Here is a 26,184-nt window from a genome sequence, read left to right on the forward strand (position 1 = left end):
TCTCGAAGGAGACTGACTCCCCATGAGCGACCGGACCATCCCCGCCGACGGCATCGGCATGCATCTCTACACGATGCGCGAGGCTCTTGCCGACGACTATGCGGGCACCCTCAAGCGGCTGGCGGAGATCGGCTACCGGACGGTCGGGGTGAGCGGCCGGTTCGGTCACTCGGCCGCGGAGATCCGTTCCTTCGCGGACGACGCCGGCTTGCGGATCGTGCTCGAGCACGTCGGATACAACCGGCTCGCCGACGATTGGGACGGCGCGCTGGCCGACGTACAGGCTCTGGGCGGGAAGTGGATCGTCGTGCCCTCGCTGCCGACGGAGCTGCACACGCCCGAGGGGTTCCGGGAGGCGGCGGCCGCCTTCACCGTGGCGGGACGCGCCGCGCGGGAGGCCGGGCTGCAGTTGCTCTTCCACAACCACGGGCACGACTTCGCCGAGGTCGACGGACAGGTGCTGTTCGACATCCTGCTCGACGAGGTGGAGCCTGAACTGCTCGGTTTCGAGCTGGACCTCTACTGGGTGGTCAACGGCGGTAAGGATCCGGTTGACTACTTCCGGGACCACCCCGGCCGCTTCCCTGCGCTGCACGTCAAGGACATGGCCGCGGACGGCTCCTTCGAAGACGTCGGTGCCGGCCGGCTGGACTTTCCGGCGATGTTCGCCCTGGCCGAACGGGGTGGAGTCGAGCAGTGGCTGGTGGAGCACGACGCCCCGGCGGACCCTTGGGTCACTGCCGCGAGGAGCTATCGATCACTGGCCGAAATGAGGTACTGAGCGTCGCCGGCGGCGGGTTTGGCCTATTGTCGTCACTGACAGCAGGTGAACGGTTGCCGTCCGGCGTCGTACGGCCGCGCACCGGCGTGTCGGGAAGCGTTGTCCGTTCCCGCGGATCTGTCACTCTGTAAGGGGCCCTCCCACGGCGGGGTCCCGTGAGGCCGCCGATGCCGTGACGCCGGAGAGATCACACGTGCAGAACGAGCCCACTGTGCGGATGACGGCTGTACGCCGTCTGTACGAGGTGAGCGCCCGGATGGGCGCCGGGCGAAGCCTGGCCGAAACCCTGCAGGCAGTGGTCGACGGTGTCGTGGACGGTCTCGGCTTCGGGATCGCCGTGCTGAACCTGCGACACCCCGACGGCAAGTTCGAGGTGATCGCGGTCGCCGGGTCACCCGAGGCCAAGAAGGCGCTGCTGGGTACGGTCAGCGCGGCCGACATCTTCGACGCCGAGTTCGACATCGCGGACAAGTGGGGCGGGCTCCGGTTCGTCCCGCACGAGCGGTTGCCGGAGGGCGAGGTGATCGGCTGGGTGCCGGAGATCCCGGTGCCGACCGACCCCGACGCGTGGCATCCGCTGGACGCGTTGTTCGCACCGCTGCACTCGCCCGACGGCGAACTGGTCGGGATGTTGTCGGTGGACCTGCCGGAGGACCAGCGCAGGCCTGGACAGATCCATCGCGAACTGCTCGAGATCTTCGCCACCCAGGCCGGACTGGCGATCGACAAGGCCCGGCTGACCGACCAGTTGCTGGCCGAGAAGGCCCGGCTGGAAGCCAGCGAGACGACCTTCCGGCTGGTCTTCGAAGGGGCCGGCAACGGGATGGCCACGATCGCCTTCGACGGACCGGAGTCGGGCCGCATCCTGCGGGTCAACCACGCGTTCTGCCGGATCACCGGCTACACCCCGAACCAGCTGATCGGCACCGTCCTGGTCGACTACCTGCGCGAGGAGGACGCCGGCCAGACCAGTCGCGAGATCGAACTGCTCAGCGCCGGTCACGGACCGTACCGGTTCGAGCGGACGTTCCGGCGTACGGACGGCAACGACATCTGGCTCGGTGGCACCGCCGCGATCGTTGACCAAGGCAAGGATCAGCCGCGGATCGTGCTGATCCAGATCGACGACGTGACAGCCCGCAAGGACGCCGAACGCGAACTGCAGCACCACGCGGCCCACGATCCACTCACCGGCCTGCCGAACCGGCGACTCCTGCAGCACCGGTTCAACTCGGCACTGCAGCGATCGCGGCAGACCGGACGGCGCGGAGTGCTGCTCTTCTGCGATCTCAACCATTTCAAGCAGGTCAACGACAAGTACGGCCACGAGGCCGGCGACCGGGCTCTGCGGGAGATCGCGGATCGCCTACTCACCGAAGTACGGCACGGTGACACGGTGGCCCGCCTCGGCGGCGACGAGTTCGCCATCCTCGCCGAAGACATCGACGGCGACGACCTCGACGTCCTGATGCGCCGCATCGACGAGTCCATCAGCAAACCCCTCGACGGCATCGACGTCCCCGTCACCGCCAGCATCGGCACCGCCGTCGTCAGCCCCTACGCCTCCGACCTCAACGAACTCCTCCGCACCGCCGACAACGCCATGTACGAAGCCAAACGCCACCGCAGCCACTGAACACAAGAACCCCGCCCACGCATGGGTCAAGGCGGCGTGGGACACGGAGGTCACCCGGTCTCGGCCGACGTGTCGTCAGAACAACCAGCGCTGCATTCAGCCGATCATGGTGGTAGCCGTGGTGTACCAGGTGCTCGAACTGGCCGACTTCATTCCGGTGGAGGCGTACAGGATCGTGCGGTGGCTCGTCCCGGCCGCGCCGTCCAGGGAGGTATAGGCGAAGCTCGAGGAGTAGTACTTCACCGTCTCGGTCAGCGACGCGCTCTTGGTGCTGAACTTGCCTGACGACTTGGTGAGTACTTCTACGTGCAGCTTGACGACGTTGTTGTTGCCGACCGTGTTGCCGGTCTTCTTCAGGTAGGTGCACCATTTGTTGCTGCTGGCACCGGTCTTGCGCATCGTGCGGAGTTCGCCGATCTTGTTGCCGAAGCCGTCCTTGCGCAGGTCGACCACCTGCACGACCTTCTTGTAGCCCAGCGCCTCGCAGGCCTGCGCGTACTTGACCGGACCACCCGCAGCCTCCGCCGGAAGCGCGTTGACCGACAACAACCCGACAGGCAGCGCGAACGCGCCGAGCGCAACCAAGATCTTCTTCGTCATCATGACCCCACCCTAGTGTCGGAAGAGTCCTACTCAGGATCCAAGAGTGGTGAGGGCTTCGTCGGTGAGGCGGTAGGTGGTCCATTCTTCTTGGGGGCGGGCGCCCAGGGACTTGTAGAAGTCGAGGGCGGGGGTGTTCCAGTTGAGGACGGACCATTCGAGGCGTTCGTAGTTGTTGGTGACGCATTCCTGGGCGAGGGCGGTGAGGAGGGCCTTGCCGAGGCCGGAGCCGCGGTGTTGTGGGCTGACGAAGAGGTCTTCCAGGTAAATGCCGTGGACGCCGCGCCAAGTGGAGAAGTTGAGGAACCAGAGCGCGCAGCCGACCACCTCGCCTTCGGGTTCGGCCGCGGCGACGTGGCAGAAGACGGCGGGGGTCGGACCGAAGAGGGCAGTCTCCAGTTGGCTGGCCGTCAGCCGGCACTCGTCCGGTGCCCGCTCGTACTCAGCCAGTGCGTACACAAGATCCACGATCGCCGGTACGTCGGTCGGCCGGGCGCGGCGGATTCGGTCGTCGGTTTGCATGGCCTCATCCTGCCCGGTCACCGATTGCCGGGGATTCATCCGCGGGTGGAACTCGTTTACCGCGGTGTTCACCTTGTGACTCGAGGCTGAGGGTCCGATCCGCTCACCGCAGGGTTCCCCATGCCTGTTTCACGTCGTCGGTTCATTGGTTTCGGAGGCGCCGGTACTGCGGCGGTGCTGCTCGGGACCGGTGTCTGGGACGCCTCGACCACGTATGCCGCCCCGGCCGGCACCGGCAATCCGTTCACGCTGGGCGTCGCGTCCGGCGATCCGCAGTACAGCAGTGTCGTGCTGTGGACGCGGCTGGCTTTCGACCCGTACGCCGTCGACGGTCGCGGCGGGATGCCTGCCAAGCCGGTGCGGGTGGAGTACGAGGTCGCTCGCGACGAGCAGTTCCGGCACATCGTTCGCCGGTCGAGTGTCGTCGCGACGCCTGAGCTCGGCCACTCCGTCCACCCCGAGGTCAACGGGGCTGCCGGACCATGAGTACTACTACCGCTTCCGCACGGGCGGTGAGGTCTCGGCTGTCGGGCGTACCCGAACCACGCCGCATCCGTTCAGCTCACCCCGTGAACTGCGCTTCGCGTTCGCCTCGTGCAACGCCTGGCAGGACGGGTACTTCACGGCGTACCAGCACATGGCCGACGAGGACCTCGACCTGGTCGTGCATCTCGGCGACTACCTCTACGAGTCCGGTGTGAAGACCAACAAGCGCGGTGTCGTGACGGACCCACGATTCCACACGGAGACCTTCGACCTGGCGCGCTACCGGCTGCAGTACTCCCTCTACAAGACCGAGGCGCCCCTGCAAGCCGCGCACGCCGCGCACCCGTGGATCCACACCTTCGACGACCACGAGGTGGAGAACAACTGGGCCGGCGACCTGTCACAGGCCGATACCGAGCCGGACCAGGACCCCGTCGTCTTCCGCACGCGCCGGGCCCAGGCGTTCCAGGCGATGTACGAGAACCTGCCGCTGCGGCACGCGCAGATGCCCTCGGGGCCGGACATCCGGTACCACCGGCGTCTCCCCTACGGCCGCCTGGCCGACTTCACCATTCTCGACACCCGCCAGTACCGCTCGGACCAGCCCTGCGGTGACGGCGACTCGTCGACCTGCGACGACCGGTTCGACCCGGACAACACGATGCTCGGCGGCAAGCAGCGCGAGTGGTTGCTGAACGGCTTCCGTACGTCGAACGCCCGCTGGCAGGTGATCGGCAATCAGACCCCGATGGGACAGACCGACTGGACGCCGGGCCCGGAAACCCATGTCTGGCTGGATCCCTGGGACGGATATGTTGCCGAGCGCAACAAGGTGCTCGCGGCGGCGCAGGACAGCGGCGTCCGCAATCTCGTCGTCATCACCGGCGACCGGCACCAGAACTACGCCCTCGAGCTCAAGCGCGATTTCGCCGATCCCGCTTCACCCACGGTCGGCACCGAGTTCGTCGGTACGTCGATCACCAGCGGCGGCGACGGCGCGGACACCACCGACCAGGGTCAGCAGTTCCTCGCCGCCAATCCGCACCTCAAGTTCTTCAACTCCCAGCGCGGCTACGTCCGCGTCACCGCCGACAAGCACCAGTGGCGATCGGACTTCCGCGTCCTCCCCTACGTCAGCAAGCCGAACGCCCCGATCACCACTCGCGCCAGCTACCCAGCTACGTGGTCGAAGATCGCGAACCGCACGTTCAGCTGGACTGAGATTTCGCGGAAACACCGACAGGGGGTTGTCGCGGCGGTCGCCGAGAGTTGAGGAGTCGGGACAACCCCCGGCGCGAAACGGAGAGGGATGAAATGCCTGTAGTGAACAGCATTGCCTGGTTCGAGATCGGCACCGACGACCCGGCGGCCGCCGAGCGGTTCTACGGTGACGTGTTCGGCTGGAAGGTTGCCCACGACGACACGGTGAGCAGCGACCCGGCGTACCAGTTCTTCGTCACCGGCGACGGCGAAGGGATGCGCGGTGGACTCTTCGCGACCCAGGGCGAGCTGGCCAACTACGCGGTCTTCACCGTCCTGGTCGACGACGTCGATGCGGCCTGCCGCAAGACCGAGGCTGCCGGCGGCAAGATCCAGCGGGGGCCGCAAGTCAATACCGCCGGAGTGAGGTTCGCGCACCTGCTCGATCCGGCCGGCAACCAGTTCTCGGTGTTCACCCCGCCGGTCAGGCCAGCACCAGCCGGCTGATCTTCCCGTCAGGGATGTCGAGGTCCTCTCGGCGCAGCGAACGCGGCGCGGGTGTTTCGGCGGTGACCGTGACGGAGGTGATGCGGTCGGTCCGGAAGACCCGCACGGCATCCCGGCGCCGGCACCAGGCGATCAGGTACCACTGGGCGGCCTTGCCGACATAGCCGAGCGGCTCGATCTCGCGGGTCGTCACGGCACCGGCGCGATCGGCGTACGCGATGCGCAGGACGCGGCGGGTGGAGAGTGCGTCAGCCACCAGCCGCGGTACTGCGGTCACGGGCTCTGCCTCGTCGGCAAAGAGGTGCACGCGCTCCGCCAGCTCGTGCGCCGCCGCGGCGTCGTCGGTCTGCATCGCGGCGACGAGCTTGCGCAGCGCCGAACCCGCCACCGAGCTGAACGGAGTACCGCCGAGCCGGCGCAGCCCCAGGGCCAGCGCGACGGCTTCGCCCGGCGTCAGGTTCACCGGCGGCAGCGTGCGCGCCTTGTCGAGGCAATAGCCGCCGGTGCGGCCCGCCTCGGCGTAGATCGGGACGCCCGACTGCTGCAGAGCGCTGATGTCCCGCTCGATCGTGCGCACGCTGACCTCGAAGCGCTCAGCCAGCCGTCGCGCGCTCCGCGCCCGGGGCGCGACCGCCCGGAGCTCCTCCACCAGGGCGTAGAGCCGGTCCGTACGATTCACCCCCTCAAGCTAGTCAGCCCCACCGACAGTTTGAGCATTCAGCAAATGAGCTGCTGGCTCTCAGTGGTTTTTACTGTTGGAAAGCTGAGTCGCTGTGCGGGAGGTTGGGAGTATGGCTACTGATACCCCCATCACCCGCAGCATCGGCGACGTCCAGGTCAGCGCGATCGGGCTCGGCGGCATGCCGATGTCGATCGAGGGCCGGCCCGACGAAGCCCGGTCGATCGCGACCATCCACGCCGCCCTCGAGATCGGCATCACGCTGATCGACACGGCCGACGCGTACCACCTGGACTCCTCCGACATCGGCCACAACGAGACCCTGATCGCCAAGGCGCTCAGCTCGTACGGCGGCGACACGTCGGAGGTACTCGTCGCGACCAAGGGCGGCCACCTTCGCCCGGGCGGCGGCGCGTGGACCCAGGACGGCTCCCCGGAGCACCTGAAGCAGGCCGCCGAGGACTCGCTCAAGCGACTCGGGGTCGAGGCGATCGGGCTGTACCAGTTCCACCGGCCGGACCCGAAGACGCCGTACGAGGACTCGATCGGCGCGATCCGCGACCTGCTCGACGCGGGCAAGATCCGGATGGCCGGCATCTCCAACGCGAACCCGGACCAGATCCGGCAGGCGAACGAGATCCTCGGCGGCCGGCTGGTCTCCGTGCAGAACCAGTTCTCGCCGGCCTTCCGGTCGAGCGAGCCGGAACTCGAGCTGTGCGACGAGCTCGGCATCGCCTTCCTGCCCTGGTCACCGCTCGGCGGTATCTCGAAGGCGGGCGACCTCGGCAGCAAGCACCCGGCGTTCCACCAGCTGGCCGACGAGCTGGGCGTCAGCCCGCAGAAGCTCACGCTCGCCTGGATGCTCGCCAAGTCGCCGGTCGTCATCCCGATCCCCGGCGCCAGCCGCCCGGAGACCATCCGCGACTCCTACTCGGCGATCGACCTGACCCTCACCCCCGAGCAGGTCGCCACCCTCGACGCCTCCTGATCCCGGCGCCCCGCGGAATAGCGGCCGTACCGCGGGGCGTTGAGTCGGCCATGGAGGACATGCGCGCGTTGAGTTACGGAATCGGCCAGCAGTACTTCGACGAGCGGGACTACCGTGGCGCGATCCGGGCCCTGCTGCCCGTCGTCGAGGAGACCCCGGAAGACGTCGGCACCCGGCTGCTGCTGGCTCGCGCCTACTTTCACAGCGCCCTCCTCAAACCGGCCGCGGAGCACTTGCAAGAGGTCATCGACCGGGCGCCGACCGAGTCGTACGCCCACCTGATGATGGCGCGCACGCTCGAACGCCTCAGTCGCCCCGACGAGGCCGCGAAGCACCGCCGAATCGCCGCCGCTCTGACCGGCGACGACTCCCTGCTCGCTTCCCACAGCCTCCGCGCCCAGTCCTGATGCGGAGGCTCGGTGCAGTCCTGCGAGCGGGCGCGCCAGGCGGCGTACGGGAATGACACGCCGGGAAATGGCGTTCTGTCGAGCAAGGTAGTTAAATACTGAACTACCAAGACTTCGAGGAGTGCAGATGCAGTTCGGTGTGTTCACCGTCGGCGACGTGACCAAGGACCCGGTCAGCGGCCGGACCCTGAGCGAGGCCGAACGGATCCAGCAGATGGTGACGGTCGCCCTGAAGGCGGAGGAGGTCGGCCTCGACGTGTTCGCCACCGGCGAGCACCACAACCCGCCGTTCGTCCCGTCGTCCCCGACGACCCTGCTCGGCTTCATCGCCGCCAAGACCTCGAAGATCCTGCTCTCCACCTCGACCACGCTGATCACCACCAACGACCCGGTGAAGATCGCCGAGGACTACGCGATGCTGCAGCACCTGGCCGACGGCCGGGTCGACCTGATGATGGGCCGCGGCAACACCGGCCCGGTCTACCCGTGGTTCGGGCAGGACATCCGCGACGGCATCGCGCTCGCCGTCGAGAACTACGCGCTGCTGCGCCGGTTGTGGCGCGAGGACGTGGTCAGCTGGGAAGGCAAGTTCCGTACGCCGCTCGAAGGGTTCACCTCGACGCCGCGGCCGTTCGACGGCGTACCGCCGTTCGTCTGGCACGGCTCGATCCGCAGCCCGGAGATCGCCGAGCAGGCGGCGTACTACGGTGACGGGTTCTTCCACAACAACATCTTCTGGCCGGCGGAGCACACGGCCCGGCTGGTCAACTACTACCGCCAGCGCTTCGAGCACTACGGGCACGGCGCCGCGGACCAGGCGATCGTCGGGCTCGGCGGCCAGGTCTTCATGCGGAAGAACTCGCAGGACGCGCGCACGGAGTACAGGCCGTACTTCGACCACTCGCCGATCTACGGCGGCGGCCCGTCGATGGAGGACACGATGGAGCAGACGCCGCTGTCGGTCGGTTCGCCACAGGAGATCATCGAGCGCACCTTGACCTTCCGGGAGAAGTTCGGTGACTACCAGCGGCAGTTGTTCATCGCCGACCACGCCGGTCTGCCGTTGAAGACGGTGCTGGAGCAGATGGACATCCTCGGCGAAGAGGTCGTTCCCGTACTGCGTAAGGAATTCGACTCGTTGCGGCCGGCCCATGTTCCGGAGGCTCCGACACATGCTTCGCTGAAGGCGGCCGCCGAACGCGCCCGCGCTCTCGAGACCGTCAGCCCAGCGGTTGCCGGCATTGAGGAGACCAAGTGACGACCGAACGCACCATCGCCGTGGTGAGCGCCGGCCTGACGACCCCGTCGTCGACCCGGCTGCTCGCCGACCAGCTGACCGCCGCCGTCCGGGACAACCTGGACGGCCGCGGAACGCCGTACCAGGTCAGGGTTTTCGAACTGCGCGAGCTCGCGCACGACCTGACCAACAACCTGCTCACCGGCTTCCCGTCGAAGGAACTCGGTGAGGTGCTGGAGTACGTCGTACAGGCTGATGCGTTGATCGCGGTGACACCGACCTTCAGCGCGTCGTACAACGGGTTGTTCAAGATGTTCTTCGACGTACTCGACGACAAGGCCCTGGTCGGCAAGCCCGTCCTGATCGGCGCGACCGGGGGCACCGAGCGGCACTCGCTCGTCCTGGACTACGCGCTGCGCCCGCTTTTCGCTTATCTACAAGCGGTTGTGATGCCGACCGGCGTCTACGCCGCCTCCTCCGACTGGGGCCCCCACGCGGTAGCCCTTCGCGCCCGCGTCGAACGCGCCGCGACCGAACTGGTCGATGCCATCGGCAACGCTCGCCCGGTGCAGGTGGATCCGTATGCCAACCCGGTGCCTTTCGAAGACCTTCTGAACGGTTGAGGATGCACCGCTCCAGCGATTGATGGATGATCGCCGGGTGATCTCACGACAGCGACCACCCGGCGATGCGGACGAGCGCACCCATGCTGTGCGGCTGGCTGGACTGGCAACGCGCGACCGTCCGTCTCAAGTGCTCGGGCGTTTCTGACGAGGACGCTCGACGCGCGCTCCTCCCGTCGTCGCCCGCGATGACGATCGCGGGCCTGGTCTCGCACCTGCGCTGGGTCGAACACGGTTGGTTCGAGGCGGGCTTCCTCGGGCTCCCGAACCTGTCCCCGGCCGGCCCCGACGCCGAATGGCACGTTCCCGGCGTACCGCTGGCTCAACTCCTCGACGAGTACGACGCCCAGTGCGCCCGCTCCCGCGAGATCACCGCCACCCACCCGCTCGATCAACTGGAGGCCTGGGCACCCCCGGGCCTCGAACTGGTCTCCCTCCGCTGGATCGTCTCCCACCTCCTCGAGGAAACCGCCCGTCACCTCGGCCACCTGGACACCCTCCGAGAACTGACCGACGGCACCACCGGCTCCTGATGCCGGTTACGGCATGAGTTGCCCGCCGTTGACTTCTACGAGTTGACCGGTGACGTAGCTGCTCATGCGGTCCGAGGCCAGGTAGAGGATGGTGCCGACGCATTCGTGGGGCGTGCCCGTGCGGCCCATCGGGATGGTGGCGAGCATGGCGGCGAGTTGTTCCCGGCCGGTGTGGCGGTCGTGGAAGGGGGTGCCGATGACGCCTGGAGAGATCGCGTTGACGCGGATGCCTTCCGGGGCGAGTTCTTTGGCGAGGCCGCGGGTGAAGGTGCTCACGGCGCCCTTGCTGGTCGCATAGACGACCGAGCCGCCGCCTCCGCCGTGCCGGCCCGCGATCGAGGTGACGTTGACGATCACGCCGCCGCCCTGACCGCGGAACACCGGCACGATCCGGCGCGACATCGCGAACACCGAGGTCAGGTTGACGTCCATGATCCGGCGGAACTCGTCATCCGGTACGTCGACGACCGGCGACCGCTTGACCAGATCGCCGGCGTTGTTCACCAGTACGTCGATCCGCCCGTAGCGCGCCAGCACCTCGTCGACCAGCGCGTCCGCCGACGACGGCTCGGCGAGGTCAGCCTGATGAATCGAGCCGCGCCCACCCGCAGTACTGACGGCGTTCAGCGTGTGCTGCGCCCCGTCGGCGTTCTGGTGGTAGTGCAGCGCGACCACAGCGCCCGCCTCGGCGAACCCCACCGCGGCGGCCGCGCCGATCCCACTACTCGCTCCGGTGACAAGCACAACCTGATCCGTGAAGTCGAGAAAGCCCATACCCCCATCCTCTCCCAGCCCGCACGGACCAACGCCAGCCAGCACGCCGTACGGCGGGTCCTTGGTCAGCCGCGCCGGGGAAGGGTTTGGCGGGCAGGATGCGGCGGTAGATTCGATGGATGGGGTACGACGTGTCGACGCTGGAGCTGCGCCGGTGGCGGGTGGCCGATGCGTTGCGCCTGATGGCGGCGCACCAGGATCCGGACATGGTGAACCAGGGCGGCATCCGGGACCGGGCGACCGCGGTCGACTGGATCGGGCGGGTCGCCGATCTCGACAACGGTCACGTGTACGCCGTCGCGGACGCCGACGATCACCCCGTCGGGTGCGTCGCCGTGACGAACATCGACCGGCACCAGGTCGGCTGGACCTGGTACTGGACCATCGCCGACGTCCGCAGCCAGGGCGTCGCGCGGGACGCTCTCAGAGCTCTCGTCGACTGGGCTCACCACGAGGCCGGCCTCTACCGGCTCGAACTGGGGCACCGCCTCAACAACCCGGCTTCCTGCGGCGTGGCAACCAGCGCGGGCTTCCTCCGCGAGGGCGTCGAACGCGAACGCCTCAACTACGACGGCACCCGCTACGACGTAGAACGCCATGCCCGCCTGGTCACCGATCCCCTGGCGAAACCCCAACGCCCGGTGACCATCACCACCTGACGCCGTTCATCAACCGCAAACGTTTGCCGTCCTACGACGACGTCGGCGGCGCGTAGCTTCGCCAACGCTCCTCCAGGACGTAGCCGAGGGCTCGGTTGGCGCCGAGGCTGGCCTCGTTGATCCCGGCGCCCCCGGTGCCGAAGACCTGCACGCCTTCGGCCAGCAAGGCAAGAACTGACGCCGCCTTCACCGCCTGACCGATACCGCGACCGCGGTAGCCGCCGAGCACCGAGGTGAACCGTGTTTCCGCACGTTCCGGCAACACGGAAACTACCGTCGCCGCGACCAGCAAGGATCCGTCGAACGCACCGAAAACCCGGCCCCCGTCCGTCCAGATCGCCTCGATCCGGGCAAGGTCACCGACGACCCGGTGCGAGGCGGGTGTGTTCGGATAGTCCTTCTCGTTCGCCGTCTCCAGTACGAACAACGCTTCGGCGTACGACGAGTCGAGCTCGCGCACCACCAGCCCCGCGGCCGACGCACGCCGTACGGCGGATTGCAGCAACTCGCGATCCGGATTCCGCAACCGCGCGGCCCAGGACTCGCCCACGACCCGATACCCGGCCGTCTCCAGCGAGGCGATCCGCGGGTCGTCGTCACGCACGATCTCGACATCCATCCAGCGATCCTGCCGCACGGAAACCACCACGGAAACCGTATTTTCCGCTGCGCCGCCGTCAACGGGTGACTCCGGACCGCTGTCAACGGGTGGATCCGGGTCAACGCCGGCGGGTAGGCCCGACCGCCGTCAGCGGCAGGACCGGACCGTCGTCAGCGGGTGAGTAGTGCGAGGGTGGCCGGGCCCAGACGGAGTTCGCCGTCGTCGAGTGGCTCGCAGCGGACGCCGCCTCGGCCTCGTAGGCCCTTGAAGGCTCCGGGTGCCACCGCGACGTCCATCCAGGCGCACGGGTTGGCCGGTCGATGCGCCTGGAACCGGACGGCCCCGGAGCCGCTGTCCAGGCTGAAGATCGCGCCGTTCAGCCGGCTGCCGTCGGACCCGCGACGCGACGCCAGCTCGTCGACCGGAAACCCGCGCAGCGAGATGTTGCGCCGGGTCAGTTGCGGATCGGGCACCTCCAGCAGGCCGACCGAGGCGGCCAGATCGTCCAGCGCCTGCGCGTCGAACACGGTGACGGCGGCGCGGCGATGGACCGGACGGTTGTAGTACCGGTCGCCCACCAGCCCCAGACCAGCGCGGACGGTCACCATCTCGCGCGCGATCGGCTCCGGGTCCGGCTTGGGCCCGTCCGTCGGCCGCCCTTCGTACGCGTGCACCGGTGAGACGACCAACGCCACGATCTCGACCGGTACCTCCTCGATGCGCACCTTCCGAGCTTACTGAGCCTCACACGATCCGACGCCACACCGTTCTACCCAGGAGAGCACAACGACGGAGGAGATCCAGATGTACAACCGGCACGCGGTCGCGACCACGCAACTGGGCGACCTCACGCTCGTGGCCAAGGACGGCGCCCTGACCGGGGTCTACTTCCCGCACCACTGGGTCAAGCCCGACCGAACCACGCTCGGCGCCAAGGTCGAACTGGAAGACGACCTGCTGCTCGCCGAGGCCGCCCGCCAATTGGACCAGTATCTGGCCGGCGAGCGCGACGCGTTCGACCTCCCGATCCAGCTGGCCGGCGACGAGTTCCAGCAGCGGGTCTGGGCGATGCTCGACGAGATCCCGCGCGGCGAGACCACGACGTACGGGGACCTCGCGGAGCGGCTCGGCGACAAGGCGCTCGCGCAGCGCGTCGGCCAGGCGGTCGGGCACAACCCACTGTCGATCGTCGTCCCGTGTCACCGCGTGGTCGGCAAGGACGGCAAGCTCACCGGGTACGCCGGCGGCCTCAAGCGCAAGCAGTTCCTCCTCGACCTCGAAGAGCCCGCCGCGATCAAGGCCGAGCGACTGTTCTGAAGCGGTAGTGGTACCTGGAGACGGTCTCGAAGCCGAGCCGGGCGTAGAGGGCACGCGCGGGTTCGTTGCCGGCGACAACCTGGAGCCAGGCCCGGTCGAAACCGAGAGAGGTTGCTTCTAGCAACAATTCGCGCATCACGGCCAGCGCCCGGCCCTGCCGCCGGAAAGCCGGATCCACCACCACGCAGTACAAGCCCGCCCAGTCGTCGACCAACGCCAGCCGCGCGACCGCCGTCACCGTCCCCTGCTCGCGGATCGAGCCGTAGAGCGCACGTCCGCCGGTGAGGATCCCGCGTGCGATCGCCTTCGCGTCGTCGCCGCCATGCCCGTCCTCGCGCCACCACAGCTCGATCCAGTCGTCGTCAGGCGCCGGGGAAATATTCACTCGCCATTCATCGTCCGGGAGCAGTTCGAGGACCCGGCCGATCTCGGCCGTCTGCACCAGCGTCGGCGACCCCACCTCGTACCCGCGGGCGGCCAGCACCTCGTCCAGCCCCTCCGGACGCGAGGCCGGCCCGACCTGGAAGCGCGGCGCCAGCCCTTGGCTCAGGTAGTGGGTTTCCACCAAGGACAAGGCTTTCGGCAGATCTCCCGGGGCACCGAGCGGCAGCACCGAGTTCGCCCGCTGGGTGACACCGGCTGCTCGCCGGGCCACCCAGCCGTCGAAGTCCACCACATCCGCGACCGGCCAGGCGCGGTGCATCAACTCATCCATCCGAGCAGCAGTCGTCACCCTAGGATCTTAGAAGCACAGACTGAATTTTTGCAATACCTTGAATAATTATCCAAGCTTACGCAGCAGCGGCACGACATCCGCAGTGAACTGGGTGAGGAACCGCTCCTGATCGTGTCCAGGCCCGTGCACGACAAGGTGGTTGAACCCGGCGTCGAGGTACGGCTGCAGCTGCGCGAGCACCTCGTCGGGATCCGACGCGACGATCCAGCGCTTCGCCACCTGCTCGATCGGGAGTTCGTCGGCGAGGCGTTCCATCTCGGTCGCGCTGTCGACGCTGTGCTTCTGCTCGGGCGTGAGCGACAGCGGCGCCCAGAACCGGGTGTTCTCCAGCGCGAGCTCGGGCTCCCGGTCGTAGGAGAGCTTGACCTCGAGCATCCGGTCGACGTCCTCGAAGGACCGGCCCGCCTTCTCGGCACCCTCACGCACGGCCGGCATCAGCTTCTCGGTGTACAGGTCCATGCCCTTGCCCGACGTGGCGATGAACCCGTCGCCCACGCGTCCGGCGTACTTCGCGACCAGCGGCCCGCCTGCGGCGACGTACACCTGGACCGGGGTCTCCGGTCGGTCGTAGATCGAGGCGTCGACGGTCTTGTAGTACGGCCCGTCCGAGCTGACGCCCTCCTTGGTCCACAGGTCGCGGATCAGGTCGACCGCCTCCCGCAGCCGGGCGAACCGTTCCTTGAACTCGGGCCACTCGCGGCCGGAGACGGCGATCTCGTTCAGCGCCTCGCCGCTGCCGACGCCGAGCATGATCCGGCCGGGGTAGAGCAGCCCCATCGTGGCGAACGCCTGCGCGATCACCGCGGGGTTGTAGCGGAAGGTGGGCGTCAGGACCGAAGTACCGATCAGCACCCGCTCGGTCCGCTCGCCGACGGCCGCCATCCATGCCAGGGCGAACGGGGCGTGGCCGCCTTCGTGCCGCCAGGGCAGGAAGTGGTCCGACACCGTCACGCTGTCGAGTCCGAGTTCTTCGGCCCGGACCGCGTACTCGACGAGATCCCGCGGTCCGAACTGCTCCGCCGACGCCTTGTACCCGATGCGAATACTCACCTGTGCTCCCAACTAGTCGTCTGTCTGGCCTCAACCCGGCCAGACCCGTCGATGTTCCGACCCGCCCGGATCCGGAAAGGAACCGACTCCTCGAACACTACGACGGTGCCGGGGCGACCCCTTCCTGCCTACCCTTGCTCCATGGTCTCCGCCTCCTCCGACTCCGGCTTGCCCGCCGAGCAACCGCGCCCCGAGCTGCGCGCCTCCGACGCCGACCGCGAGCGGGTGGCCGACGTACTGCGGGACGCCCTGGTGGAGGGACGCCTCCAGCTGACCGAGTTCGAAGCGCGGCTGGAGGAAGCTCATGCGGCCCGGACCCATGGCGAACTGGAGAAGGTCGTCCACGACCTCCCGGTGCCGTCGTCGACGGGTGGTGCCGTCGCCGAGTCGGGGCGGATCGGCGGTACGCCGACCTCGCGCACCGGGATCGGCATCTTCGGCGCCTTCGACCGCAAGGGCGTCTGGACGATCGCGCGTCAGTTCACCTCGGTCGCGATCATGGGCGGCGGCCGGATCGACTTGCGCGAGGCGCGGTTCGAGGCCGGTGAGACGGTCATCCGGGCGTTCGCGGTGATGGGTGGCGTGAACGTCGTCGTACCGCCGGACGTGGCCCTGGAGGTCCGCGGCATCGGCGTGATGGGCGGCTTCGACCACAGCAAATCCGGTACGGGTCCGCCGGACGGGCCGCGCGTCGTGGTCACCGGCTTCGCCTTCTGGGGCGGCGTCAGCGTGGAGCGCAAAGTGACCAAGGCCGAGCGCAAGCGGCTGAAAGCCGAACGCAAGGAGCGCAAGCAGCTCGACGCGGAGGAGTAGGCGGGCTCAGTTGGTCTGGCGCCAGATGTCGTTGAAGACCATCTGCGCCGTCGGCACCTCGTCCGGGACCGAACTGACCGCGACACCGACCAGCCACCAGCGACCTGCGCTGCTGTACGCCCGCGTCATCACCAGCGTGTACGGCGTGGCGTTGGAGACCGAGTACCACGTCTGCGCGTCCTTGGCGGTCCGCGGCGCCGGCGCCTTGAACGCCTTGGTCCAGTCCTCGTCGAACGCCGGCCGGACCGACAAACAGCCGGCCAGATCCCGGCACTGCCGGACAGCGATCTGCGCGACCAGCGGTGCCGCGGTTCGACGGTTGGGGTCGGGCAGCGGCTCGGTCTGCACCCGGCGGTAGAGCGTCGTACTCGACTCGCCCAGCAGCTTGACCTCCGGCGGCCGCGGCCAGCCGAACGAGAACGGCAGATCGAGCTGGTTGACGACCTGTACGTCGGAGCCGCTCGGATACGTCTCGCCCACCAGCCCCGGCCCCGCGCCCGGCCGGACGTAAGGCGCGGAGGCGACCTTGGCGAGGCCCGGCAGCAGGACATGCGAAGGGAGCGCCGACGGCTGGACCGGCGCGACGACGGGTTCCGTGGCCGGATGGTCCTTGACCGCACTGCCGACGGCGGCGCCGACGGAGTACGTCACCGTGAACACGATCAGGACGATGAGCACGACGACGGCGTAGACCCAGGGACCGAGTTTGCGGCGATACTCGCGCGCCAACTCCACCTTGCCGACCGGAGGCGCCGCGTCCGTAGTACCAGGTGCTGTGGAGCGGTCTTCCGTCGTACCGGCGGCTGGTGGCTCGAGTGGCGGGGTGGCGCCGTAGTGGGCGAGTTGGCTGCGTACTGCGTCCAGCGACTGCTCGTCGTTGCCGAGCAGGCCGTCCAGTGGGTCGAGGAGGCGTTCGGCGCCGGACTGTCCCGGGACGAGTTGGGTGATCGCGTACGGGAGGTCGCTGTTGAGATTCGCGGCCCACAGCGGCGTCTCCTGCTGCTGGGGATCGAGTGCGGCGCCGCGGCTGGACCGACCGAGTCGCTCGCGGACCTGCGGGTCGGCGGCGCCCGTAGTACTGAGGACCAGCGCGACGACCTCCATGCCGGTGAAGGAACGACCGCGCCAGATCTCGGCGAGCGGATGCACCAGCAGTCGCTGGTCGAACTGGTACCCCGGGATTTGCGGCGGGTTGTTCACTTCGCCTCCCAGATCGCCCGGTCGGCCATGGCCAAGGCAGCGGATTCGGCGGCTTGTCGTTCGATCGGCTGGGCGGTGTAGTCGACCTGGACGATCAGGTCTGCGTGCAGCTCCACCAGGGTCACCGTCCAGCTCTGGCCGCCGGTCGCCGCGCGCGTCACCCGTTTCACGTTGCTCCGCTCGGGATCCGCCGTCATCGCCCGCCGCTCGAACACCTGGCGCGCCACCTGCGCGGGCTTCAGCGGTGGATTGCCGGCGCCGCCGTCCTTCCCGGCGTACGGCGTGACGGTGATGTCGAGCGTCGCCGAGCTGTACGTCGTCTGCGCGGTCTCGTCCGCCTTGACCGAGCAACGAATCGCTGTGCTGCCGGTCTTCACCAGCTCGGGCGTCTTACCGTTGGATGCCTTGGGCAACAGGCTGGAGACGTCGCCGATCCGGTCGCACAGGTCGGCGGGCAGGTGCCGCGCAGGCAGGATGTCCTTGGGATCGACCGGTTTCCCCGCCGCGAACCCGAGCCCGAGTCCGGCGACCACCGCGATCCCCGCCGCGATCGCGGTCCTCCGCACCAGTCGACTCGCCATGGTCGTGACCCTAGCCACGAAGAGGTCCTTCCTGCTCGCTCGACATGGCGCGTTAGACGAGGTTCCGCCGCGGCCGGTTCCCTCGACCTGTGCTTATGCTGCCCGGGTGACCGCCTTCCCCGAGATCGTCCCCGGCCGGCCCGGCGACGGCGAAGTACTGAACCTGCCGTTCGGCGTCTTCACCGTCCGCATCTCCGGCGAACAGACCGGCGGCGCGCTCTCGGTCGTCGAGTCGATCCTCGCCCCCGGAGCCCTCGGCGCCGCGCCGCACATCCACCACGCCCACGAGGAGTACTTCCTCGTCACCTCCGGCGAGGTCACCTTCGACACAGCCGACGGCGTACTGACGATGGAGGCCGGCGGCTCGGTCTCCGTACCCCGAGGCCGCCCGCACGGCTACCGCAACGCCACCTCGGCGCCGGCCACCCTGACCACGATCTTCACACCCGCCGGCTACGAAAACTACTTCCGCGAAATCGCCGCCGAGGCGGCCGCGGGCACACCCATCACCCCGGAATTACTGAACGACCTCCGAGCCAAGCAGCAAACCACCCCCTGGCCGTAGCGCTCCTCCGGCGCGGAAGCCGACCGGTACTCCGCCCAGGCGGCCTGTACCCCCGATCGGACCCCCACCGGGGGTTCGCCTGTGCTGCGGGTCAGCTCATCAGGGTTTTGACCGAGCCGCCGGACTCCGTGAGCTTGCTTCCCAGGCCGGACAGAGCTTCTCCAACGCTCGACAGAATCCCTGACAAGTCATTCAGATTCCCCGCCAGGCTCTCGATCTCGGTCGCGACCCCGCCGATCTGCCCGCTCCCGTCGTTCAGCCGCTTGGCCGCCGCATCCCCGATCCCGGGAATCTTGTCCAACTCCCCCGCCAGCCCGGCGAGCATCCCCGCGGCATCCTTCAACTTGTCCTTGGCCGCGTTCATGGTCTCGGCACTCCCACTCAGGGCCCGCCGCGCGCCCCCCTCGCCGTCATCCCCGACCAGCGCACTGGCCGCCTTACCCGCCTGCTCACCAGCATCGGCCAACCCCGACCCGATCGCCTTCATCAACTCCGGCAACCGCCCGATGAACCCCAGCGCATCATCCGGCAACCCCCTCACCAACTTCAGCACCTTCTCGAAGTCGTCCGAGTTCTCCATCACGAACCCGACCGCCTTCTTCACATCCCCCAGATCCCGCCCACCCAACAACTCCTCAAGTCCCATGCCCCGGATGCTAAGGCCCCCCCCCCGCCCGCCCCCACCCCAAACTCCTCCAAGACGCGCCGCCCACAGCACCACCCCGCCATACGTACCCCCACGCCCACTCAGCGGGCCACCACCCGGAGCACAGGTGACCCACGCCACCCGCCCGCACTCCACCACTGCCTCCCTAGCCGTACGCCGACCGCCCCCAAGCCCCGATTACCACCAAATCCATCCCTCCGTGTATCGTTTTCGACGTTGTCCGGCGCTCGTAGCTCAACGGATAGAGCATCTGACTACGGATCAGAAGGTTGGGGGTTCGAATCCCTCCGAGCGCGCCAGCACAAGCCCAAGTCATTCAGGTGGATGACCTGGGCTTTTGTGTTCCCCGGCAGCTGTAGTCGCCCACGTCGCCGCTAGACCTCGCTCCTTCGTCGCACGGCCCGCCAGCTCCTCCCACCCGCCCGGGGTCGCGTGCTGACGCACGCTCAATGACAGCACCCAACTCTCGCCGGCCCAGTCATCGCAGAACAGAGCCTCGCGCCGCCGACCATCTCGCAGCACGCGAGTAGCCGGGCCCCGGCTCGACCGGACTCCTTCCAATCTCGACCGGCAAGGGGCACTCCCGGAACATCTCGGCTCCGCAACGAGTCCCGAAGCAGGCCGCCCGACTTCTTCGACCGTCCAGAGGTACCAGCGGAGCAGGCCCAGTCGGTAACTGCCGTTGGTCAGGTACCCGACGGAGGACGTCCAGGTCAGCGCACCTCTGCCGGATTTAGCTCTTATGGATCAAGGCGCGCCTTCGGTGCGCGGCGCGGCGGTGCGCCGAAGGTGGCCTCCTGTCGTTCACCGCCGCCCCCGCTCTCGGTGTCTTTCTGACAGCCAAGAGCATTGCCTCCGGCAGGGGCCTCACGACTCCGGGATGACGAGACCGATTTCGCCGGCTATCTCGGAGTGGGTCGGGGTGCGTCTTCCCGTCTGCCGCTCAGCCCTGTCAGGACCTATCAGGAGCCACGCGTGGGCTGAACGGCAAACGGGAAGACACGAGGTTCACTCAGGCGGTGGGGTACTGCCGGTTGCCGGATCGGTACCGATGGAGCCAGCCGACCGGAGGGTCCGTTCGAGGTCTCCTGTCAGGACGCGGGGGTACCGCCGCCACCACCACATGTCGGGGTTTTTAACTCCGTGGAACTGTCCCAGCCGGTAGCCGTCATCATCGACAGTCGCTGCCAGAAACCGGCTGTCGAGTTCCTCGATTCTGGCGCTCCAGTTCAGGATCGTCTGGTCATCTAGCAGAGGCCAAGCCAGGTGCAGCCAGTTCCGGCAGGAGAGGTCGTTGGTGTACTCATCGACCTGCTCCTCATAACCTCGCTCGACCTCGCCCACGAGTCGACTCCACGCGTTTGCCATCTCGGCGACGGTGAAGGCCTGTCTCCAGCCGCGCTGATGCAGAATTTGGCCGACTTCGGCTTCGTTCGAGGAGTTCATCTCAGCAACTGTCTCATCTCCGGGCGGTCCACGCCGGGGATTCCTTAGCGAGCAACTTGCTGAGGGCTTGCTAACAGCGGCTCCAGATCCGAGCGGACAATCATGGACGGTTGGCCAGATCGACCACCGCGCCGAGGCGTCCAATGGACGGGGGCGGACGCTCGGAACTCGACTGCGGATCAGAAGGTTGGGGGTTCGAATCCCTCCGAGCGCGCCAGCACAAGCCCAAGTCATTCAGGTGGATGACCTGGGCTTTTGTGTTTCCAGCGACGTTGGAAGACGTCGCCGCTGAAGCGTGGCGGGCCGGTGCAAGAGATGCGAGAACTCTCGTCGAGCCCGCCGGAGAGTAGCTTCGCAGCTGACCGCCGCCGGCCTCCATTGACCGCCTGGAGCTGCTACGTTCCGCCTGAGAATGGGGAGGAACGTTGTGAGACGTACACGTACACGACTTGGGGTGTTGTTGCTGGCCGGCGTTGTCGGGCTGTTCGGCGGGGTTGTCCAATCCGCGCCCGCCTCGGCAGCGACCACGTCGGTGCTGGTGATGAGCGCCGGCCAGAAGCGGGCCGTGGATCAATGGGTGCCGAACGGGGACTACTCGTTCGTGGTCAAGCCGAACTCGTTCTCCGTGGACCAGCAGGGGACCTTGAACGGCCCGCGCCAGATCGTCACCAGCCGCTCCTGCTGGGAAGTGAATACTCCGCAGCCGTCGACAACCTCGTCGTACGTGGGCTTGACCAATGCCGGAGACCTCCAGCTGGTCGTCCCCGGCGCCGGCGTGGTGTGGCACTCCAACACTGCCGGACGGGGCGGCAAATACCTCATGCTCACCCGCACGGGCGACCTCGTCCTGTACACAGCCAATTGGAAGATCCTCTGGCAGTCCGCCTCCGGACAGTGCTGGATGAGGTCCAACTCCGTGCTGGCCAGCAACCACAGTATTCGCGTGGGGTACACCTTTGCCGGCACACGTCCTTGGCGGGTGCTGGCCATGCAGACCAACGGCAACCTAGTACTGCGCCACGGGTCGAAGGTTGTCTGGCAGACGCGGACGAACGTGCCCGGCTCGCGTGCAGCGCTCACCACGCTCGGCGAACTTCTCGTCCAGGCTCCGAACGGCAAGGTGCTCTGGCGCAGCAACCGGCGCTCCAGCCCCAACTGCGCCTGTGCGCTGGATCTGGGCTTCCCTGCGCTGCCTGAACTCGCCATCACTAACGAGGTCAGCACCGGCCCTCCGATCACTGTCTGGCAGGTCCCTGTCCCACCTGCATGACCCGGCCGTACTGATCCGGCAGCGACGGCCATCGCCAGGGGGTTCCGAGGCGCTCAGCGCCTTGTTTCGTATCTGGTCAAGGTCACGCCGCCGGGGAAGGTTTGGGTCTCTGTCAGGTTGAGGTTTACCCGGTTGTTCAGGGTTGGGAAGAACGGTTTGCCGGTGCCTAGCAGGACTGGGTGGGTGACGATTTCGTACTCGTCGATCAGGTTGGTTTGCATGGCTGCTGCGGCGAGGGTGGCGCCGCCGATTCTCATTGGGTCGCCGTTGTCGGACTTGAGGCGGGTGATTTCCGGTACGGCGTCGCCGGGGACCAGGCGGGTGTTCCAGTCGACCTTGTCGAGCGTCGAGGAAAACACCACCTTCGGCGTGTCCCGCCAGTTCCGCGCGAACTCGATCTGCGCCGGAGTCGCGTCCGGCTGCTGGTCACCGGTCGGCCAGTGCGAACTCATCGTCTCCCACAGCTTGCGCCCGTACAGGAACAGGCCCATAGCCAACTCCTGGTCGAGCCACCACTGAAACAGTTCGTCGCTCGGCACGCCCCAGTTGATGTCGCCGCCGGGTGCGGCGATGTAGCCGTCCAGGCTCACGTTCATGCCGTAAACCAGTTTCCGCATAGCGCCGCGCCTTTCTGTCAGTCCGGCAGCCTTGTCGGGCCGCCGCCGTCACCCGTACTACGAACGCCTCGCTCTGGATCCGACAACTCGTTGGAGACATTCTCACGGGGCTGCTCCGTCGGCGCCGATACGGCCGTCGCACCTGTCGGCGGTCGTGCCTAGAGTGCCGGCATGGTTGCCCCGACTCCGATTCAGATCTCCGTCGCCGCACTCGTGCGCGACGGCCTGGTCCTGCTGGCACATCGGCACCCGTCGCGCCGGTGGTACCCCGACTGTTGGGATCTCGTCGGCGGGCATGTCGAGCCGGGCGAGTTACCCCACCAAGCCGTCAGCCGGGAGTGCCTGGAAGAGCTGAGGGTCCACATTCACGATCCCGTGCGCATCGAGATGACGATCACCGACCCCAACCTCGACCTGCACGCCTTCGTCGTCACCCGCTGGGACGGCGAACCGGTCAACGCCGAACCCGACGAGCACGACGACCTTCAATGGTTCCGACCGAGCGATCTCGGAGATTTGAAGCTGGCCCACCCAACCGGCCTGGCGAGCCTCCTGAACGCCGTCCAGGTCGCAACCGAATAGCTGCTACGAACCTCCGCTCAGACCTCGATCGAGCCACCAGCGGCGCGCTTGGGCCGGGTGGGTGAAGTGGAGGATCTGGGCGTCTGCGAGATCAGGCCGGCTGATCATGGCGAGGCCTTCGTGGTGGCGGGCTCCGTGGGATTTCCATGCCCATCGGAGGGGATGCTGGCTGTCGCGCCAAGCGGCAAGGCCGCTCGGCCGGTGGCCTCCGATGGGGCGGCGGCGTAGTTCGATGAGGAGGGTACGTCGCAGGACCCGCCACATCACCACCCGCTTCGGGTAGTCGAGGAAGATCAGGGTGTCGGCCGCGGCGTAGATGAGATCGTCTTCGTAGTACGGAGCGCCGTCCAAGATCCAGAGTGGCTGACGGGCCAGCTCGCGGAGGGCTTCTCGATAGTGGGGCGAGCCGAGTTCGCCGAGGGCATCGCGCTCGGTCAGAGGCAACCCGGCGCAAGAGGCCAACTCCCTGGCCAGAGTGGATTTACCGCTGCCGGCGCAGCCGAAGACCACTACACGTTCCACGCGTCAGGTCAGCCAGGAGGCGTAGAAGATGCCTAGGCCTAGGGAGACGAAGATGCCGGCGACGATCCAGAAGCGGATTACTACGGTGACCTCGGCCCAGCCCAGGTGTTCGAAGTGGTGGTGGATGGGGGTGATGCGGAAGATGCGGCGGCCGGTGCCGGTGAGGCGTCTGGTCAGTTTGAAGGTGATCATCTGGAGAAGGACGGAAAGGGTCTCCAGGACGAACAGGCCGCCGACGGCGGCCATCAAAAGTTCGGTGCGGGACATGATCGCCAGTCCGGCCAAGGCGCCGCCGATGGCGAGGGAGCCGACGTCGCCCATGATGATCCGGGCGGGCTTGGCGTTCCACCAGAGGAAGCCGACGCAAGCCGCGGCGATGGCGGCCGAGAAGACTGCGAGGTCGAGCGGGTCGCGTACCTGATAGCACTGCGACTCCACCACAGTGGGTCGCGCGGAGTCACACAGCTGGTTGTTCTGCCAGATGTTCACGATCGCGTACGCGCCGAAGATCAACGCCGAGGCGCCGGCGAGCAGCCCGTCGGCGCCGTCCGTGAGGTTGGCGCCGTTGGAGGTGGCGGCGACGATGAACCAGATCACCAGCAGCACCACGACCAGCGGCAGCTTGATCCACCAGTCATGGGTGGTGGAGATGTACTGCGACGCCGGCCGGACGCCGCGCCCGTCGGCGAAGAATTGCGTGGCCAGGATCCCGAAGGCGAGCGCGACCAGCGTCTGACCCGCCATCTTGGCCCGGCTGCTCAGACCCTGGTTGTTCTGGGTGTAGACCTTGATGAAGTCGTCGAGGAACCCGACCACTCCGCAGCCGAGGAACAGCAACATCAGGAGCCAAGCACTGGCGCTCGGCGACCGGCCGGTCAAGATCGTCGCCGCCAGATAGGCCGCGGTGGCGCTCAACAGGATCGCGAGACCGCCCATGGTCGGCGTACCGCGCTTGACGTGGTGTGTCGTCGGTCCGTCGTGCCGGATCGGCTGGCCGAAGCCGTGCCGGACGAAGTACCGGATCAGGAACCGGGTTCCGAGCAAGGAGCAGAGCGCCGCCAGCGCGCCGCTCAGGAGTATTGCCCGCACAACATTCAGCCCCTCTCGGCCAGTCGGGTGGTCGATCCCTTCGAGGCAAGAGGGAGTCGTCTCGTCGCCCATTCTCGGCCAGGAGAATCGGCAGGTCGGCCAAACATACCGAAGCTGCAGGTTCCTGCAGAAAGCCGCCGGAAACCGATGGTGGCCGGCTCCAGGCGTACGTAAGGTGCCGGCATGTCGATGTGGAGCACGCCCGAGCGACCTGAGCCGCCGAACAATCCGAGCGACGAGCGGGCCGCGCTCGAGGATCGCCTCGAGTACCAGCGCACGACCCTGCTGCAGAAATGCGGCGGGCTGACGCCGGAACAGCTGACGCTGCGGTCGGTGCCACCGTCGAAGCTCTCGCTACTCGGCCTGGTTCGGCACCTGTCCGGAGTCGAGGCCTGGTTCCATGCGTACGACGGGCAGCCGGACCACCTCTATTTCTGGAACTACGTACCGGGCTCGCCGAACAGCTTCGACGTCGTCGACAGCGCGCGGGCCGCCGACGATCTGGCGAGCTACCAAGCGAGTGTCACCCGATCGCGCGAGGCCGTCGCCGGCCTCGGTCTCGATGAGGCCAGCCCGGGTGAGGACTACACGCTGCGGTGGATCTACCTGCACATGATCGAGGAATACGCCCGCCACAACGGCCATGCGGACCTTCTCCGCGAACGTATCGACGGCGCCACCGGCGAATAACCGATTGCGTGGCCGCGAGGGGTCGCGAAGACTCGGGGGAATGGACGACGGTGAGCTCGAGCGATTACTGCGGAATGAGCGGTATCCGCGGTCCGCCAAGTATTCGGCTCGGTGGATGGTCGACAATTCGATGGGCCCGCATCCTGTCTGGCAGGCGGAGGCCTTGAGTGAGCTCATGCCGCTCGAGCCTGGAATGCGGGTGCTCGACATGGGATGCGGTACTGCGTTGAGCTCGATCTTTCTCGCCAACGAGTTCGGCATCGAAGTCTGGGCGACCGATCTGTGGGTCAAGCCCGAGGAGAACTTGCGCCGCGTGATCGAGGCGAATGCAGAAGGCCAGGTGCACCCGATTTACGCGGAAGCCCATTCGCTGCCGTTCGCCGAGAATTTCTTCGACGCGATCGTCAGTATCGGCGCCTACCACTACTTCGGCACCGACGACCTCTATCTCGGGTATTTCTCCCGTTTCGTGAAACCGGCGGCCGGATCGGCATCGCTCTCCCCGGTTCCGCCGAAGAGCCCGAGACGCTTCCGCCACCGCACCTCGAGTCCTACTGGAATTGGGACTTCTGCGCCTGGCACAGCCCGGCCTGGTGGCGGCAGCACTGGGAGAAGACCGGAATGGTCACCGTCGAGGTCGCTGATCAACTGCCGCACGGCTGGCAGGACTGGTTGCAGTGGAACGACGTCTGCGACGAGGACGGCGGTACGCCGGGACGCGAGGAAGCCCAGATGCTCCGCGCGGACGGCGGCCGAACCCTCGGCCTTACCCGCGTCATTGCCCACCGCAACAACTGACAACTGCC

33 protein-coding genes, 1 tRNA gene and 1 pseudogene are annotated in these 26,184 nt (G+C 67.4%); 20 read left to right on the forward strand and 15 right to left on the reverse strand.

The annotated features are described in order from the left end of the window. Nucleotides 1–22: 22 nt before the first annotated feature. Together EV138_RS15285 and EV138_RS15290 are read left to right on the forward strand one after the other, a co-directional pair. A complete protein-coding gene (locus EV138_RS15285) occupies nucleotides 23–781 on the forward strand; it encodes a sugar phosphate isomerase/epimerase family protein (protein WP_133979595.1) in 759 nt (252 codons plus the stop codon). A 193-nt stretch (nucleotides 782–974) separates the two neighbouring features. Next, entirely contained in the window at nucleotides 975–2,417 is a 1,443-nt protein-coding gene (locus EV138_RS15290; RefSeq protein ID WP_238158154.1) for a diguanylate cyclase domain-containing protein, read from the forward strand. A 96-nt stretch (nucleotides 2,418–2,513) separates the two neighbouring features. Here the strand turns inward: EV138_RS15290 and EV138_RS15295 are convergent, their stop codons facing one another. Then, the gene (locus EV138_RS15295; protein WP_133979597.1) at nucleotides 2,514–3,020 is read right to left on the reverse strand and encodes a hypothetical protein; all 507 of its coding nucleotides are present in this window, start codon (nucleotides 3,018–3,020) and stop codon (nucleotides 2,514–2,516) included. 30 nt (nucleotides 3,021–3,050) lie between these two features. Next, on the reverse strand, nucleotides 3,051–3,539 hold the full coding sequence (locus EV138_RS15300) for a GNAT family N-acetyltransferase (RefSeq protein ID WP_133979598.1): 489 nt from the start codon (nucleotides 3,537–3,539) through the stop codon (nucleotides 3,051–3,053). A 120-nt stretch (nucleotides 3,540–3,659) separates the two neighbouring features. Between EV138_RS15300 and EV138_RS38000 the strand changes: the two genes are divergently transcribed. Genes EV138_RS38000 through EV138_RS15310 form a run of 3 tightly spaced genes read left to right on the forward strand, consistent with a single transcriptional unit; the run spans nucleotide 3,660 to nucleotide 5,732 of the window. After that, nucleotides 3,660–4,025 carry a PhoD-like phosphatase N-terminal domain-containing protein gene (locus tag EV138_RS38000; protein ID WP_238158155.1) on the forward strand — a complete coding sequence of 122 codons (366 nt, stop codon included), beginning with the start codon at nucleotides 3,660–3,662 and terminating at the stop codon, nucleotides 4,023–4,025. Next, complete coding sequence (locus tag EV138_RS15305) at nucleotides 3,958–5,298, forward strand: alkaline phosphatase D family protein (RefSeq protein WP_238158156.1); 1,341 nt, start codon at nucleotides 3,958–3,960, stop codon at nucleotides 5,296–5,298. Before EV138_RS38000 ends, EV138_RS15305 begins: the two co-directional genes overlap by 68 nt. 41 nt (nucleotides 5,299–5,339) lie before the next feature. Beyond that, the gene (locus EV138_RS15310; protein ID WP_133979599.1) at nucleotides 5,340–5,732 is read left to right on the forward strand and encodes a VOC family protein; all 393 of its coding nucleotides are present in this window, start codon (nucleotides 5,340–5,342) and stop codon (nucleotides 5,730–5,732) included. Here EV138_RS15310 and EV138_RS15315 read toward each other — a convergent pair. Further along, complete coding sequence (locus EV138_RS15315; protein WP_133979600.1) at nucleotides 5,710–6,411, reverse strand: helix-turn-helix transcriptional regulator; 702 nt, start codon at nucleotides 6,409–6,411, stop codon at nucleotides 5,710–5,712. The two genes, EV138_RS15310 and EV138_RS15315, sit on opposite strands and share 23 nt — an antisense overlap. 112 nt (nucleotides 6,412–6,523) lie before the next feature. On the opposite strand from EV138_RS15315, the gene EV138_RS15320 reads away from it, so the two are divergent. From EV138_RS15320 to EV138_RS15340, 5 genes are all read left to right on the forward strand, one after another. Beyond that, entirely contained in the window at nucleotides 6,524–7,399 is an 876-nt protein-coding gene (locus EV138_RS15320) for an aldo/keto reductase (RefSeq protein WP_133979601.1), read from the forward strand. 50 nt (nucleotides 7,400–7,449) lie between these two features. Continuing rightward, a complete protein-coding gene (locus tag EV138_RS15325; protein WP_133979602.1) occupies nucleotides 7,450–7,806 on the forward strand; it encodes a tetratricopeptide repeat protein in 357 nt (118 codons plus the stop codon). Nucleotides 7,807–7,933: 127 nt separating this feature from the next. Further along, complete coding sequence (locus tag EV138_RS15330; RefSeq protein WP_133979603.1) at nucleotides 7,934–9,064, forward strand: LLM class flavin-dependent oxidoreductase; 1,131 nt, start codon at nucleotides 7,934–7,936, stop codon at nucleotides 9,062–9,064. Then, the gene (locus EV138_RS15335) at nucleotides 9,061–9,666 is read left to right on the forward strand and encodes an FMN reductase (protein WP_133979604.1); all 606 of its coding nucleotides are present in this window, start codon (nucleotides 9,061–9,063) and stop codon (nucleotides 9,664–9,666) included. The genes EV138_RS15330 and EV138_RS15335 overlap by 4 nt, the downstream gene beginning before the upstream one ends. Before the next feature lie 65 nt (nucleotides 9,667–9,731). Next, nucleotides 9,732–10,199: a DinB family protein gene (locus EV138_RS15340; protein ID WP_238158157.1), complete on the forward strand. Its 468-nt coding sequence runs from the start codon at nucleotides 9,732–9,734 to the stop codon at nucleotides 10,197–10,199. 6 nt (nucleotides 10,200–10,205) lie between these two features. Here EV138_RS15340 and EV138_RS15345 read toward each other — a convergent pair whose 3' ends face one another. Then, the gene (locus EV138_RS15345) at nucleotides 10,206–10,973 is read right to left on the reverse strand and encodes an SDR family NAD(P)-dependent oxidoreductase (protein WP_133979605.1); all 768 of its coding nucleotides are present in this window, start codon (nucleotides 10,971–10,973) and stop codon (nucleotides 10,206–10,208) included. A gap of 119 nt (nucleotides 10,974–11,092) precedes the next feature. Here EV138_RS15345 and EV138_RS15350 point away from each other — a divergent pair, with 119 nt between their 5' ends. Further along, nucleotides 11,093–11,632, forward strand: a complete 540-nt coding sequence (locus EV138_RS15350; protein ID WP_133979606.1) for a GNAT family N-acetyltransferase — start codon at nucleotides 11,093–11,095, stop codon at nucleotides 11,630–11,632. A 31-nt stretch (nucleotides 11,633–11,663) separates the two neighbouring features. Here the strand turns inward: EV138_RS15350 and EV138_RS15355 are convergent, their stop codons facing one another. After that, on the reverse strand, nucleotides 11,664–12,278 hold the full coding sequence (locus EV138_RS15355) for an acetyltransferase (protein ID WP_166678599.1): 615 nt from the start codon (nucleotides 12,276–12,278) through the stop codon (nucleotides 11,664–11,666). A 125-nt stretch (nucleotides 12,279–12,403) separates the two neighbouring features. Then, on the reverse strand, nucleotides 12,404–12,958 hold the full coding sequence (locus EV138_RS15360) for a molybdenum cofactor biosysynthesis protein (RefSeq protein ID WP_133979608.1): 555 nt from the start codon (nucleotides 12,956–12,958) through the stop codon (nucleotides 12,404–12,406). A gap of 79 nt (nucleotides 12,959–13,037) precedes the next feature. On the opposite strand from EV138_RS15360, the gene EV138_RS15365 reads away from it, so the two are divergent. Next, the gene (locus EV138_RS15365) at nucleotides 13,038–13,550 is read left to right on the forward strand and encodes a methylated-DNA--[protein]-cysteine S-methyltransferase (RefSeq protein ID WP_133979609.1); all 513 of its coding nucleotides are present in this window, start codon (nucleotides 13,038–13,040) and stop codon (nucleotides 13,548–13,550) included. Here EV138_RS15365 and EV138_RS15370 read toward each other — a convergent pair. Both EV138_RS15370 and fgd read right to left on the reverse strand, forming a co-directional pair. After that, nucleotides 13,528–14,283 (reverse strand): GNAT family N-acetyltransferase, encoded by a 756-nt coding sequence (locus EV138_RS15370; protein WP_133979610.1) that lies wholly within the window; start codon nucleotides 14,281–14,283, stop codon nucleotides 13,528–13,530. The genes EV138_RS15365 and EV138_RS15370 overlap by 23 nt on opposite strands. Nucleotides 14,284–14,331: 48 nt before the next feature. Beyond that, the gene (gene fgd, locus EV138_RS15375) at nucleotides 14,332–15,336 is read right to left on the reverse strand and encodes a glucose-6-phosphate dehydrogenase (coenzyme-F420) (RefSeq protein WP_133979611.1); all 1,005 of its coding nucleotides are present in this window, start codon (nucleotides 15,334–15,336) and stop codon (nucleotides 14,332–14,334) included. 141 nt (nucleotides 15,337–15,477) lie between these two features. Between fgd and EV138_RS15380 the strand changes: the two genes are divergently transcribed. Further along, entirely contained in the window at nucleotides 15,478–16,149 is a 672-nt protein-coding gene (locus EV138_RS15380; RefSeq protein WP_133979612.1) for a DUF1707 SHOCT-like domain-containing protein, read from the forward strand. A 6-nt stretch (nucleotides 16,150–16,155) separates the two neighbouring features. Here EV138_RS15380 and EV138_RS15385 read toward each other — a convergent pair whose 3' ends face one another. Next, nucleotides 16,156–17,349 (reverse strand): hypothetical protein, encoded by a 1,194-nt coding sequence (locus EV138_RS15385; RefSeq protein WP_133979613.1) that lies wholly within the window; start codon nucleotides 17,347–17,349, stop codon nucleotides 16,156–16,158. Further along, on the reverse strand, nucleotides 17,346–17,930 hold the full coding sequence (locus EV138_RS15390; protein WP_166678600.1) for a hypothetical protein: 585 nt from the start codon (nucleotides 17,928–17,930) through the stop codon (nucleotides 17,346–17,348). Before EV138_RS15390 ends, EV138_RS15385 begins: the two co-directional genes overlap by 4 nt. Nucleotides 17,931–18,036: 106 nt before the next feature. Between EV138_RS15390 and EV138_RS15395 the strand changes: the two genes are divergently transcribed. Beyond that, complete coding sequence (locus tag EV138_RS15395) at nucleotides 18,037–18,495, forward strand: cupin domain-containing protein (protein WP_133979615.1); 459 nt, start codon at nucleotides 18,037–18,039, stop codon at nucleotides 18,493–18,495. A 91-nt stretch (nucleotides 18,496–18,586) separates the two neighbouring features. Here the strand turns inward: EV138_RS15395 and EV138_RS15400 are convergent, their stop codons facing one another. Then, a complete protein-coding gene (locus EV138_RS15400; protein ID WP_133979616.1) occupies nucleotides 18,587–19,141 on the reverse strand; it encodes a hypothetical protein in 555 nt (184 codons plus the stop codon). Nucleotides 19,142–19,385: 244 nt separating this feature from the next. Here EV138_RS15400 and EV138_RS15405 point away from each other — a divergent pair. Then, nucleotides 19,386–19,461 (forward strand) — tRNA-Arg (locus EV138_RS15405). Nucleotides 19,462–20,170: 709 nt separating this feature from the next. Here EV138_RS15405 and EV138_RS15410 read toward each other — a convergent pair. Beyond that, on the reverse strand, nucleotides 20,171–20,608 hold the full coding sequence (locus EV138_RS15410; RefSeq protein WP_133979617.1) for a hypothetical protein: 438 nt from the start codon (nucleotides 20,606–20,608) through the stop codon (nucleotides 20,171–20,173). 454 nt (nucleotides 20,609–21,062) lie between these two features. Here EV138_RS15410 and EV138_RS15415 point away from each other — a divergent pair, with 454 nt between their 5' ends. Then, the gene (locus tag EV138_RS15415) at nucleotides 21,063–21,878 is read left to right on the forward strand and encodes a hypothetical protein (protein WP_166678601.1); all 816 of its coding nucleotides are present in this window, start codon (nucleotides 21,063–21,065) and stop codon (nucleotides 21,876–21,878) included. A 53-nt stretch (nucleotides 21,879–21,931) separates the two neighbouring features. Here the strand turns inward: EV138_RS15415 and EV138_RS15420 are convergent, their stop codons facing one another. Next, nucleotides 21,932–22,495 (reverse strand): dihydrofolate reductase family protein, encoded by a 564-nt coding sequence (locus EV138_RS15420; protein WP_133979619.1) that lies wholly within the window; start codon nucleotides 22,493–22,495, stop codon nucleotides 21,932–21,934. Between the two features lie 171 nt (nucleotides 22,496–22,666). Here EV138_RS15420 and EV138_RS15425 point away from each other — a divergent pair, with 171 nt between their 5' ends. Then, nucleotides 22,667–23,077: an NUDIX domain-containing protein gene (locus EV138_RS15425; protein ID WP_133979620.1), complete on the forward strand. Its 411-nt coding sequence runs from the start codon at nucleotides 22,667–22,669 to the stop codon at nucleotides 23,075–23,077. Nucleotides 23,078–23,080: 3 nt separating this feature from the next. Here the strand turns inward: EV138_RS15425 and EV138_RS15430 are convergent, their stop codons facing one another. Beyond that, entirely contained in the window at nucleotides 23,081–23,599 is a 519-nt protein-coding gene (locus EV138_RS15430; RefSeq protein ID WP_133979621.1) for a P-loop NTPase family protein, read from the reverse strand. 3 nt (nucleotides 23,600–23,602) lie between these two features. After that, nucleotides 23,603–24,688 (reverse strand): phospho-N-acetylmuramoyl-pentapeptide-transferase, encoded by a 1,086-nt coding sequence (mraY, locus tag EV138_RS15435; protein WP_133979622.1) that lies wholly within the window; start codon nucleotides 24,686–24,688, stop codon nucleotides 23,603–23,605. 183 nt (nucleotides 24,689–24,871) lie between these two features. Here mraY and EV138_RS15440 point away from each other — a divergent pair, with 183 nt between their 5' ends. The 3 genes and pseudogenes from EV138_RS15440 to EV138_RS38010 all read left to right on the forward strand — a co-directional run bounded on the left by EV138_RS15440 (nucleotide 24,872) and on the right by EV138_RS38010 (nucleotide 26,176). Then, entirely contained in the window at nucleotides 24,872–25,378 is a 507-nt protein-coding gene (locus tag EV138_RS15440) for a DinB family protein (RefSeq protein WP_133979623.1), read from the forward strand. 208 nt (nucleotides 25,379–25,586) lie between these two features. Then, a pseudogene (locus tag EV138_RS38005) lies at nucleotides 25,587–25,796 on the forward strand (class I SAM-dependent methyltransferase); the annotation flags it as partial. Nucleotides 25,797–25,999: 203 nt separating this feature from the next. Next, nucleotides 26,000–26,176: a hypothetical protein gene (locus EV138_RS38010; RefSeq protein ID WP_238158452.1), complete on the forward strand. Its 177-nt coding sequence runs from the start codon at nucleotides 26,000–26,002 to the stop codon at nucleotides 26,174–26,176. The last annotated feature ends 8 nt before the right edge of the window (nucleotides 26,177–26,184 follow it).

Source organism: Kribbella voronezhensis, assembly GCF_004365175.1.
In the GTDB taxonomy this organism is placed as follows: Bacteria; Actinomycetota; Actinomycetes; order Propionibacteriales; family Kribbellaceae; genus Kribbella; species Kribbella voronezhensis.